This window comes from Priestia sp. SRI_019, assembly GCF_057586255.1.
Map to the genome: position 1 here is coordinate 32,781 of NZ_JBYCZN010000013.1, position 12,520 is coordinate 45,300.

A 12,520-nucleotide genomic window follows, 5' to 3' on the forward strand; every position below is an offset into this window, starting at 1 on the left:
ACTGTGTATGATCTTAAAGCACTCTATTATCAGTTTAAAGATTTAAAAATAGCTGAAAAGCTTTCTTATTCAATGGGTGAGAAAGTGTCCATTGTTCCTTCAGAAATTAAGTGTTTAAAATCAACAAAACGAAGTGGTATATATAAATTACTGCTTCAAAAAAAGAATGGTTATTATCCAATCATCTTTAAGGTTTATAATTCAACAGCCTACAAAAATGAAGTGGAAATTAATATCTATAAAAAAGCTTATCCAACTTTAAAAGAGTTTTTGCCTCGCATTTACCTCATAGAAACGGTAAAGAACGAAACATGGGTATTCATGGAATTTGTTAATCAAATACGCGGACAATTGATCTTCTCTCCATCTCACTTTCAATATATTATTCCCAGTATAGCTAAACTTCATAGTCAAACTTTTGAAAGTAGATTCAAAAAGAACAAAAACATTTGGAAAGACTGGCTTCCTGTTTATACCTCTACGAAACAAACTAGAGTCAAATATATGAATCAAACAATTAACCTATTACATGCTGCAATGAAAGATAACCGGGTTAGCCACATCATAAAACCTTACTTCCCATCATTAATCAAATTATATAATAAAGGACCCGATTTCTTCCCTGAATTAATTGAAAATGGATCATCTATCACGCATGGTGATCTTCATATGCAAAACATATGTAGTAAAAATGTCACTCAACATACACCATGGCCTATTCAATTCATTGATTGGGAGTCAGCTAAATACTCCCCAGTATGGTTTGATATGGTTATATTAGTGGAACTATTGTTGGGCTTTAGAAAAGATTGGCAACCAAATGCAGAGAAAATAAGAACTCAATGTGTACGTCTATATGTAGATGAAATGAAGAAATACGGCATTACCTTTAAGACCAATCCAATGACTCTTTATAAAATGGCCTATCTTCAGCGGACTTTAGAAAGAGGCCTCCATACTCAACTAAGAAGGATTGTTGATAACCGTGAAGGTGAGCTCTTAAGTTACCATCTTGAAAAAATTTCAACGTGGGGTAAAGAGTTAGGGATATACCAATAAATACTCTTTTTAAACACTGCTTTTAAACATGGCTTTTAAACTATTAACTTAAAAATAGTCTAAAAGCCATTTTTACCTCAATGTACAAGCAATTTGTCTGTTTGAAAATAGAATATATAGAAACACCAATTTTAACTAAAGGTAGGGAATTCATTTGACTAAATTTTATTATGATCACAATGATGAAAGTAAACACTGCTTGAAAGCGATGTATGACCTTCGTAAAAATAACGATGAAAAAGACTATGGCAAAGATAAATGCAAAGACAAGCATGGAAAAGACTATGGCAAAGATAAGTGCAAAGACAAACATGAAAAAGATTATGGCAAAGATAAGTGCAAAGACAAACATGAAAAAGACTATGGCAAAGATAAGTGCAAAGACAAACATGAAAAAGATTATGGCAAAGATAAGTGCAAAGACAAACATGAAAAAGATTATGGCAAAGATAAGTGCAAAGACAAACATGAAAAAGATTATGGCAAAGATAAATGCAAAGACAAACATGAAAAAGATTATGGCAAAGATAAATGCAAAGACAAACATGAAAAAGATTATGGCAAAGATAAAGTTGTCTTTTATGAGAAAGACTATGATAAAAACAAATGCAAATGCAGTAAAAGTTATTACAATTAAGCTGTCTAATTCTAACTGTATTTACTTGTAAATAAATAATCAGGAAAGACTATTAGCTCTCGAGTTAATAGTCTTTTTTCTTGCTCAGCTAATTCTTAAGAATCTAGAGTAATTACACTACTCTGGATTTTCTAATAATAAAAAACCACACTGCACAAATGTTATTTGTGCAGTGTGGTTTTTTATTACTATCTTAGAAGCAGCAGCCTTTATTTTGTTTTTTATTTTGACCATTACAACCAATACAAAATGTTTTTTGGATAAAGACATTTAAAGTTCCTGCCGTAGTAGGAGAAGGGTTCGAAACAGTTAACCTTTCGAAATTTTCAACTTGAAAAGCTCTTGTAGAACCTGCAGGTATAGTTGCGGAAATAGGTAGTCTAGAGCCTCTAACAAAAATTGACACTGTAAGACCAGTAGTTACAGCTGATAACTGAAGAAGCGTTTTGTTATGATTTTTAGTGAAATCTTCAAAAACATTTACATCTGTCGCATTAGCAGGAACTGCGATAGTTAATGGGATATTTCCTGTTAAATTGGTTCCAGAACCTTCGATTGTATGATTTTCAACAAAAAATTTTTCATTATCTTTTTTCTTACTATATGAACCTCTATATGGGTATGATGCTTCTACATAATATACTTCATCGTTTTTATTGTAATGACGATAGCTTTTTATATTAATCACTCCTTTTTTATTTATATACTATTTTATTCATTTATTTATAGATTGTTTGTGTGCTTGTCCAATAATAGTAAATTTCATAAAAAAAGTGATTATTCGATTACGTAATTTCAATTTAGAGAAATGGTAGAGAAGGTACTTTTGTGTAAAAGATAATAAATTTGTGATAGAAAACTTGCAGGGGCCAGCTGTTCAATAGATGAATAAAAGGAGTAATAATGGAAGCTTCACCTGTTTTTCAATTGTTGAAGGGAAACCTGGTTCATTTAAAACTACATTGCTTTAGTAATTAGAAAATTCACCTCTTATTCTACTTCACATGTTTTTCAAGAAACAAAAGGTGAATTTTTGTATTTATATAAATTATTTACGTATTTAGTTTACGTTCATTAATCATTTCATAAACTATATCTGCATTGCTTTCTAAGAGTTCTTTAGTCGTTGTACTATGGTTTTTTGCATGGCGAGAAAAATTTGCTTTGCTATACCATTGGTGACATAAGGGACAAGGTAATTCGTTTTCGATTTCGTAATCAATTGACGTCCACCTTGTAGAAAAAGAAGGAGATCTAGCTGTATTTTCCTTTGTATACAGAGTTTTTTCGTAATGTATAGGATTTTGTATTCGCTGTGTAGTTGCAGCAATTTCATCTGTATTTGCATTGTATAGACTATCTTCTAATTCTTCCTTAATGAGCAAGTATCCAGCTTCAGACATAGACAATCCTAACCCTTCGCAACATTGTCGAAATCGCTCATATACACTTTCAGGTAACCGAATAGGCAGAACTTTACTTGGTTCTTTTAATTTTGATTGTCGAGCGTACTTATCTAACTTTCCCAACCTTATCACCTCATTTATACAATCTGTATATACATTCAACACAAACTTATGTCGTTCCTGCTAACTATTCAACTACATACTGTATACACTTTGTAGTTAATGAGTTTTATGATAAAACTTATTTACTTAATAAACTTAAAGAATGAAGTGATAAAAATTGTATTAATAGTATTGCTGAAAGATGAGTCCGAATGATTATAATTGTAAGAAAGCTTCAATCTATCCAGTTTATACCTTAACTCTTAGGTTTAAGATTACATAACACTTATACTATCATTAGGCGCTCATTTATGAAATAAATGAATAACATAAATATTGGAAGTTACATTTGAAGAAATGCCTGAAAAACTTAAATTTATTCCAATATTCGTTAATAAAATGCAGAGTAATTTCAGGTAAAGAAGGTACCTCTAAATGCACATGTCAGGTAAAAGTCTCTAAAACGACATTAAATTTACCGACTACTGATTACTTACCTTTTCCTTATAGCAACTAAAAGAAGCTAATTTATAATCAACTACTCCGATGTATGAAGAACTTTGGGGTTGCCTTTCTTCTTCACTCTTTTTGTATGTTTATTCTCCCCTCACTAATTTAAGTAGATTACATCGTAATAAAAGGAGGTGTTAACAATTGACAAGTAGATGTGTTCAATTTAAAAAAATTTCTCATAAAAAAAAGAAGCGAAAAACTCATTGTCACAGATCACCCTACTCTGTATATGTTTCCACTTCACAATCCATATTAGTGTTTTGTTCTATTCATAACCTATGTGATCAGAAATATAAGGGTCCTCGGGGGCTACAGGGACCTCAAGGACCCCAAGGACCCCAAGGACCTCAAGGACCTCAGGGATCTCAAGGACCTCAGGGACCCCAGGGATCTCAAGGACCTCAAGGACCTCAGGGATCTCAAGGACCTCAGGGATCTCAAGGACCTCAGGGACCCCAGGGACCCCAGGGATCTCAAGGACCTCAAGGACCTCAGGGATCTCAAGGACCTCAGGGACCCCAGGGATCTCAAGGACCTCAAGGACCTCAGGGATTTCAAGGACCTCAGGGACCCCAGGGATCTCAAGGACCTCAGGGACCCCAGGGACCCCAGGGACCCCAGGGACCCCCATTCTCAGGTCTAATTCCCTCCACTAATTTATTATATTTTACTTTTTCAGATGGTCAAAAGCGCCTGTATACCAATAATGATGGGATAGCTCAATATGGAGTTACTGAAATATTAGCACCTGATGAAGTTTCTTATATCAATTTATTTATTAATGGTATTCTCCAGCCTCATATTAATTATCAAATTCAAAAAGGCAGCTTAGCTTTACTCACAGAAGAAGTACCTTTAAAAGGTGTCCCCATTATCATTCAGTTTGTTTTAATCAATAAGGAAGTATACAAAAGTTTATGAATTCTAAGATAGGCATACAAAAAGAACTGACTTTCCAAGTTGATAAATAAGTCTAAAAATGGAATGAATTAATTAATTTACAACAAACTCAACTACAATAGGGGTAGCAGATGCAAGGGTGTCTCCATCGGGAATAATAATAGAGGTAGTAGTAACTGTTGAAGTATCACCTGTTTGGATTTGACCGTTAATATAAAGATTATAATAAGCAGGAGCAGTTGGAAAAACTGTAGCAGCTGTTCCTCCATCAGTAGTAAAAGCTGTGGCAAGAATGCTGTAGGTAGCACCAGTACCTGTTCCTGCCCCTGCTGTGCTACTAAACCTTAAAGAATTCATAAAGGGCTTAACGATGGGCATTTATAGTCCCCCTTTCCTAGTTATTAAACGATTTATTGCTCTTTTTTAAACAATTTCAAAGTGAGGCTTTACAAATGTACTTTGAAATGATTAGAGAAAACATAAAACAATGTCAATTCTCTATTTATTATTCTTCTGCTTTGATTTAGAAACGGCAAAAGACCTAAATTGTAAAAAGATTCTTGACCACTTAAAAATTTGGACTAACTCTATAGACTATTGACCGTAGCAAATAATAGAAATCTGACTATTAATAGATAGAGGGAATATTAGCATTCTTTCTACACCCATGCTTCGAAAGGAGAATAAAACATATGCCTATTATTAAACCTGTGTTTACAGCCACTAGTACAATTGCTGGAGATATTACAGTAGCAACAGCAACGAGTGTGGCTCCTACCCCAGCAAGATTTACAACATTTGTAACGGCCCCAATGGTTGCAGGAGGAGTCACATCGATACCTGCTGGAAGCTTTATTGATGATGTAGGAGCAACAATCACAGTTTTGCCTGATGTAACAGCTAATTCTTACGCTAACATATACATCAATGGAGTCATGCAACCTACTAATGTCTATACCTTATCTACAACAGCCTTAAATATTGATGATACTGTAACTGTTGGAGCACCTGTAATTGTAGAATTTGTCACTCATTCTGCAACTTCAACTTCAACCCCAACTAGTACATTATCTGTCACTACCGTAATTAATACGTAATCCTATATAAAGTAAAAAAACATGACAAATCTTTAATTTTGTCATGTTTTTTATTTTATATTAGAATGTCACATTTGAATTTCCAATATAAATAACTGCTCTTTATATAGAATCGTAAAAAAGATTCTTTTTAAATATGCCTTTCATTGTCCAATCAACTGAAAACCCTATTCTATATACTATAGTGTAAGAAAATAAAGGAGTGATTAATATAAACTTACAAGATATAAAAGGCTCTTATAATTTGGTGGCTGGCTTAGGAAGTTGGTGTGGCCCAGCGCTTTATTCCGAACGTCACAGCTTGAGAAGGCATTCGTTTCCTCTTGATTGGATGCAATCTCCTTTTCTCCCTGACGTAAATACATTATTAAGAAACAAATTTCAAGGTTTTATGGAAGTAGAAAACATAATTGAAAAAGACATACTAGCTAATTATGTAGATGATAACGGATATCCTATTTTTAAATCCGGCACTTCCGAATCAATAAGATCCCATTATGTTACAGATATTAAATATAACATTGACTCTGTCCACGACTTTCCCATGGTTCCTAACCAACACTGGTCTGTCCAATATCCACCTTATAAAATAAGATTAGATCATCGTATTCAAACATTTCTTAATCAAATTGCACAAAGTAAACGTACGTTATTTATAAGATATGAATGGATGCCCACAAGCTATGAGGATGTAATTAACTTAAAATCAATTTTAACAGACATGACTAATGGGAACTTTAACCTTCTGCTAGTTGAGACTGTCGACGAAGAATTACATGGAGTAAAAGAAATGAATTTTGGAACACCTGAAGACAAAATTTGTTGGGTTCAAGTTTCTCGAGATAATTGTACCAATGCTGCTGTTTGGAATGATTTATTAAACGGAATAACACTATTGAATTAAACATTACTCTTTTTCCTATAATATATAAAAGAAAAGGGACAAGTATACAAGCAAACCCTCTTAATTTTCATATTAATATAATAGAAACATATAAAGGAGGTTACACTTTGAGTTGTTCTAAAAAAAGAAAGTGCTACTGTAGTTGTCTAAATTCCAAACCTTCAAGAAAAAAAGAGGAAAATTGTAAAAAAACAAGATGTGCAGAGAAAAATTTTTTTTGTTCTAATAGATATAACAATGCACTCATTGAAACTGATACAAGACAAGAGATCTTCAATGACCAAGTTTCTGATTCAATCATTCTTGTGAAAAATTCCTGTGATGTTACTATTACTGCAACAGATACACAGACAACCATATTTCTTCAAAGCTTCATACAAATATTAACCATTTTCTTACTTTCAATAGGTCTCGATGCCAATTCAATAAGGCTGTTTTTACAAGAAGTTTCTCAGATCGCAAGGTCAATTCAATTGAATAGACAAAGAGTTATCGTAAAAAACAGTGAAGGTGTCAATGTAACAACATCAAATAACGATACAGCTATTTTTATACAAAACTTTTTACAAGCGTTGACCTTATTATTAATCCCTTAGAAAACCCTTGATCCTTTAATGACCTATTAATAAAGTTGTTAAAAATAATATACTACCAAATTCATCACAGGTAGTATATTCAACATACCCTTATAAACCAGCTAATAGTGTACAAGCTATAAAAAAATCCTTTGCTGCTACAGCCTGTACACTATTTTATTACAGAGAAAGTTATCTAAAGCCATTACACTTATAGAATTCCTATATTACACCAAAAAGTAAACCACTTTTTATAACCTCTATGTAAACGATTTCCCATAACTATAAAAGAGTTTTTCATTCATCATAAATACATATGAAATACTCATAAAAAAGAAGCGTGTTAGCACACATTTCATATCTGGGGATAAATAAGTAACGCTTGAAGAAAGAAATGGATTAATTTAGTAACTTATAAATTACCTATGAGCAAACGTTTTTTCTATCCGTATTTCCCATTTCTTAATGTAGCAAGTAATTGTTCTAAATTATATTTTCTCGCAATAGGAAATAAGCTTTTCCCTGATTGTCCTTCATACTTCTGAAAAAGATCCAATATAATAGGTCGGTTTTCTTCATGAAATTTATCTATTTTGTAAAAGCTTTGTTTAATCAATTTTTCAGTTATTTTTGTATGCATTTGTTTATTCTGTTCTCGTATTAAAAATCGTTCTTTAGATTCTTGGGGGACAACATCTAAAAAAATAATAATATCGGCTTTACTAAAACGTACATCATACGTATCTACATATCCCCATCCCTCAACAATCCAACTCGCTGTATTTAACACCCTTTCCAACTTTTTTTTAAAATATCTCTTTCGTTGCCTAATTTGCGATATTTTTCTCATTTTAGGTTCTCTGAACCACAGATCTAAATGATGGATAGGTATATTTAATTTTTCACCTAACTGTGTAGCTAATGTAGTTTTACCAGAACAACAATTACCAAATATCACAATTTTATACATTAATATCACCTCAATTCATATATAAAATTAAATCAAGCTATTTATTACCAATTGTAGACATTCAATTATGCTCGCTACGTACAAAACATCATGAACCTTATTTCAAAAAGCTATCCAACAAATAACTTGTTGGATAGCTTTTTAATTGTTAATTATTTTCTTATAACAAATTTAATAGTAACTTGAACCGATACCCCTTCTATACTGATTACCTGCACAACAGCTGAATCCTCTCCTGCAAAGTTTACGTTAGGGAGGTAAATAAACTCACCTGTCTCCGTATTAAGTTTAAATTTACCGTTCTTCGTCCCCTTGAAGATTTGATATTTAAGAGGTAGGTTTTTGACTGTACAAGCATCAATTTCACCACATATTTTCTTGTTAATAATTCCCTTTATACATTGATCAGATACCTTTATAGGACATTTACTTTTTGATTTATTTTTACGCGGATCTCGCAACGATTTCTTTTTAGTATTAGATTTACCTGGAACTGGTGTCGGTGCTGGTGATACTCTTCTTTCCACAATAAAAGTAAGTGCTGCGTCACTTGAAGCTCCATCCGAATTAGTGACCCTTATAATCACTGTATCAGTCCCCACAAAATTAACATTAGGGATGTAAATAAATTGGCCTGTATTCTGATTAATCCTAAACTGTCCGTTTTGAGCACCTGTTATAACTTGATAAGTTAGTGGTAAAGAATTTGGATCAATAGCAATTAACTGACCAGTAGTAAGAGTATTAACAAATAATTTAATTACTTGCCCTACCACATTAGGAGGCTGAGGGTTTCTGCCTACTACAACTGTTACCACTACAAGTAATTCTGTTCCTAAATCATCTCGTACCAATACAGTAAAAGTATCTGTTCCTACAAAATTAGGTGCAGGCTGGTAAATAAATCTTCCATTAGAATCAACTGTCACGCTACCACTTAAAGGAACTGTTGCTAGTGTGTAATTTAATGGACGTTCCAGTAAATTAGTTACCTGAATATTACCAACTACTTGAACACCCTGCAAAGTAGCAAAGGTATTATTTCCTGGAGTAATTATATTATTGCTTGCGGTAGAATTAACAGTAACAATTGAAAACGCTTGTTGCCCTTCACTGTTTCTTACAGATACCACAAACTGATCCTGACCAATAAACCCTAAATTTGGTGTATAACTAAACGTTCCATCTGCTCGTAGTACAAGTACTCCATTTGTTGGTGGGGTAGCCACAGCAAAGGTAAGAGGTCTTCCTAGTGCGTCCGTTGCAATGATTTGACTTTCAATAATTTGGCCAGTTGGTGTGGTTAAAAGCTGATTTTCCACTGTAATTGGATCATTAACTCCCTGAATCAAAACAGTAACACTAGTTGTTGCTGACTGACCAAGATTATTTTGAACAATTACTGTGAAAGAATCTATTCCAGTAAATCCTGGATTCGGCGTATAGCTAAATGAACCGTCCCGATTAAAATTCACTGTTCCGTTTGCTGGTAGACTCTGAACTTGATAGGTTAATGGGTTCCCCAATACATCCACTGCCGTAACTTGACCGGTAACAGGTTGATTTGTTACTCCTTGAACAGTAAGAGGGGTCACAACAATGCTATCTTGGTTTTCTTGAACAACTATCCGTACAATGCCAATTGCAGAGTCACCTCTGTCATTTTGAATCAACACAGTAAAAATATCTTCTCCAAAAAATGCTGGATTTGGTGTATAGCTAAACGTTCCATCTGCATTTACCACAGCTGTTCCATTAGATGGAGATGCATCTAAAGAAAATCTAATTGGTCTCCCTAGAGTATCCGTTGCCAATATCGTCCCTGAGACACTTACACCTTGCTGAGTTTGTACTGTAACGTCTTGCGGTGTAATGACACTTTGAGCTGGATCAATAATAATTAGAACTGGAGCAATCGCTTGATCTCCTTGATCATTTTGAACAAGAACTTCAAATTGATCTGTTCCATTCACACCAGGGGTCGGTGTATAAACAAACGTTCCATCTGGATTTAAAATAACCGTTCCATAAGCAGGAATAGTGTTAAGGCTGTAGGTTAATGGCCTATTTAGCTGATCTCGAACTGAAAGTTCACCATTTACACTCTGCCCTTCTACTGTGCGAACAGTAGTAGTATTACTTACTACAATTTGATTAGCCAATTTTGTAACAGTTATTTGAACCGTAGTAGCTGCATTTAAACCCGTTTCGTTTTGAACAGACACTGTAAAAGAATCCGTTCCTACGAATCCTGGGTTTGGCGTATACGTAAAAGTACCATCTGGATTTAATATTAAAATTCCATTCACTGGTCCGCCGAGTAAGGTATAAGTTAATACTTCTCCTTGTGGATCAATAGCTCCAATACTTCCTGTTACAGGCTGCTGTTCGGTTGTTGATAGTGCTTGATTGGCTACAATTGGCGCCTGTTCTATCGGTCCCTGAGTAATAACAGAAATAGTTGCAACAGCTGTATTGCCAAGAACATCGCTTACAAGCACTTGAAATTGATCCGTTCCAAAGAATCCGGTATTTGGCGTATAACTAAATGTCCCATCTGGGTTAACTATGACAGATCCACTATTTGGATTAGACGTAAGCGTATAAAACAATTGGTTTCCACTCAAATTTGTAGCACTTACTTGCCCAGAAACTGGTGTATTAAATAAAGTCGTTATTTCACTATTTACCACCGAAATTCTATCTCCTACTACTACTGTCACAACAGCATTCGCAATACTTTGATTTCCAGCTGAATCTATAACAACGATATCAAAGATATCTTCTCCTGTGAATCCAGGATTTGGCGTATAAACTAAAGTTCCATCTTGATTTAATATAACGGTTCCATTTAATGGCGGTATGGCTACAGCATAACTTAATGGAGAGCCTGCTGGATTCACAGTAGCGATAGATCCACTTACAGGTTGATTTGCTAAAGTAGTTAAAGTTAGCCCTTCAGCGCTAATCGGTAAATCCTGAGACTGAACTTCTACAGTAATAGTTCCAAACCCCTGGTTTCCAAGAGGATCCCTGGCAAAAACAGAGAATGAATCTGTTCCTACAAAACTTGGGTTCGGCGTATACGTAAATGTTCCATCTGAATTAATAATGGCGGTACCGTTAAGTGGCGCTAAATTTAGACCATATACTAGTAAATCTCCTTCAGGATCAAAGGCAGGAATTTGCCCTGTTACAAACTGACCCTGTACAGTTGAAAGTGATAAATCTACGACAATCGGTGGTTGGTTCACTCGAATTACACTGATAGTTACAAGAGATTGTGCACTAGCTCCGCGATTATCCCTTACCTCTACTGTGAAAGAATCCAAACCAATAAAATTAGGATTTGGATTATATAAAAAGGTACCATCTGGATTTACCACAGCCGTTCCATTAAAAGGGGTACCCGATAAACTAAAAGTGAGTAGATTATCGTCTGGATCTGTAGCAAAAACTTGCCCATTAATTGCTACATTTTCTATAGTCTGAAGGATAACATCACTCGTAATTGGCGAATTGTTCACGTCAATAACTGTAACATTTACAATAGACACTGCTGTAAGGCCTGTTGAATCTTCTACGATAACCGTGAATAAATCTGGACCTACATAATTAGAATTAGGTGAATATATAAAACTGCCATCTATATTTACTATGGTGCTTCCATTAACTGGAGAAGTTCCTAAGCGATAAGTGAGCAGATCTCCATTCGGATCACTTCCTACTACCTGGCCAGTTACAGATTGATTTTCAGGAGTAGTAATCGAATAGTTAGGTACAATGGGTGGCTGTTCAACTGGTATAACAATAACAAATACATTTGTAATAATAAACTGTCCAGTTGGATCGGCTATACGTACAGTAAACGTATCATTTCCAGCAAAATTCTCGTTTGGTACATAAGTGAATAACCCTTCTTGATTGATTACTGCTGTTCCATTAGTCGGTAAATCTTGTAAGGTGTACGTCAGGGGATCTCCTTCAGGATCAGTTGCAACGATTTGGCCTGTAACAGGGCTTTCTTCAAATGTAGTAACCGTAATAACATTTGGACCTACTGGTGGATCATTTACTGGCAAGATCGTAATTGTAATCGTTGAAACGGCCGTTCCTCCTTGGCCGTCGCTTACTACGACGCTAAAGCTATCTACCCCGTTGTAATTTTCGTTTGGTGTATACGTGTAGGTTCCGTCTGGATTGACTACCACTGTTCCATTTACTGGACCTGTCAGTAACCCGTACGTTAGTGGATTGCTGTCCACATCCGTTGCCACCACTTGGCTACTTAAACTCGTGTCTTCATTGATCACAAACTCATAGTTCGGCACCACTGGTACATCGTTCACTGGCGTGA

12 protein-coding genes are annotated in these 12,520 nt (G+C 34.6%); 7 read left to right on the plus strand and 5 right to left on the minus strand.

Features of this window, described 5'->3' with window-relative positions; all coding sequences use genetic code 11:
* Positions 1–3: 3 nt before the first annotated feature.
* Both AC2YJL_RS26815 and AC2YJL_RS26820 read left to right on the plus strand, forming a co-directional pair.
* A complete protein-coding gene (locus AC2YJL_RS26815) occupies positions 4–1,059 on the plus strand; it encodes an ecdysteroid 22-kinase family protein (protein WP_230933875.1) in 1,056 nt (351 codons plus the stop codon).
* 154 nt (positions 1,060–1,213) lie between these two features.
* The gene (locus tag AC2YJL_RS26820) at positions 1,214–1,696 is read left to right on the plus strand and encodes a hypothetical protein (protein ID WP_230933876.1); all 483 of its coding nucleotides are present in this window, start codon (positions 1,214–1,216) and stop codon (positions 1,694–1,696) included.
* 193 nt (positions 1,697–1,889) lie between these two features.
* On the opposite strand, the gene AC2YJL_RS26825 is transcribed toward AC2YJL_RS26820, so the two are convergent.
* Positions 1,890–2,384 (minus strand): exosporium protein D, encoded by a 495-nt coding sequence (locus AC2YJL_RS26825; protein WP_217599629.1) that lies wholly within the window; start codon positions 2,382–2,384, stop codon positions 1,890–1,892.
* Positions 2,385–2,748: 364 nt separating this feature from the next.
* Positions 2,749–3,225: a hypothetical protein gene (locus AC2YJL_RS26830; RefSeq protein WP_088568287.1), complete on the minus strand. Its 477-nt coding sequence runs from the start codon at positions 3,223–3,225 to the stop codon at positions 2,749–2,751.
* 772 nt (positions 3,226–3,997) lie between these two features.
* Here AC2YJL_RS26830 and AC2YJL_RS26835 point away from each other — a divergent pair.
* Both AC2YJL_RS26835 and AC2YJL_RS26840 read left to right on the plus strand, forming a co-directional pair.
* Positions 3,998–4,360, plus strand: a complete 363-nt coding sequence (locus AC2YJL_RS26835; RefSeq protein WP_407818417.1) for a hypothetical protein — start codon at positions 3,998–4,000, stop codon at positions 4,358–4,360.
* Entirely contained in the window at positions 4,360–4,638 is a 279-nt protein-coding gene (locus AC2YJL_RS26840; RefSeq protein ID WP_251569169.1) for a DUF4183 domain-containing protein, read from the plus strand. The genes AC2YJL_RS26835 and AC2YJL_RS26840 overlap by 1 nt, the downstream gene beginning before the upstream one ends.
* A 72-nt stretch (positions 4,639–4,710) precedes the next feature.
* Here AC2YJL_RS26840 and AC2YJL_RS26845 read toward each other — a convergent pair whose 3' ends face one another.
* A complete protein-coding gene (locus AC2YJL_RS26845; protein WP_050691684.1) occupies positions 4,711–4,995 on the minus strand; it encodes a DUF4183 domain-containing protein in 285 nt (94 codons plus the stop codon).
* 314 nt (positions 4,996–5,309) lie between these two features.
* Here AC2YJL_RS26845 and AC2YJL_RS26850 point away from each other — a divergent pair, with 314 nt between their 5' ends.
* The 3 genes from AC2YJL_RS26850 to AC2YJL_RS26860 all read left to right on the plus strand — a co-directional run bounded on the left by AC2YJL_RS26850 (position 5,310) and on the right by AC2YJL_RS26860 (position 7,214).
* Positions 5,310–5,714: a DUF4183 domain-containing protein gene (locus tag AC2YJL_RS26850; protein WP_050691685.1), complete on the plus strand. Its 405-nt coding sequence runs from the start codon at positions 5,310–5,312 to the stop codon at positions 5,712–5,714.
* A gap of 202 nt (positions 5,715–5,916) precedes the next feature.
* Complete coding sequence (locus AC2YJL_RS26855; protein ID WP_060747330.1) at positions 5,917–6,618, plus strand: DUF1796 family putative cysteine peptidase; 702 nt, start codon at positions 5,917–5,919, stop codon at positions 6,616–6,618.
* A 107-nt stretch (positions 6,619–6,725) separates the two neighbouring features.
* Positions 6,726–7,214 (plus strand): spore coat protein, encoded by a 489-nt coding sequence (locus AC2YJL_RS26860; RefSeq protein WP_060747331.1) that lies wholly within the window; start codon positions 6,726–6,728, stop codon positions 7,212–7,214.
* 421 nt (positions 7,215–7,635) lie between these two features.
* Here the strand turns inward: AC2YJL_RS26860 and AC2YJL_RS26865 are convergent, their stop codons facing one another.
* Entirely contained in the window at positions 7,636–8,163 is a 528-nt protein-coding gene (locus AC2YJL_RS26865; protein ID WP_230933877.1) for a P-loop NTPase family protein, read from the minus strand.
* Between the two features lie 152 nt (positions 8,164–8,315).
* The coding region (locus AC2YJL_RS26870) for an Ig-like domain-containing protein (RefSeq protein WP_487375077.1) at positions 8,316–12,520 on the minus strand (4,205 nt) is incomplete at its 5' end.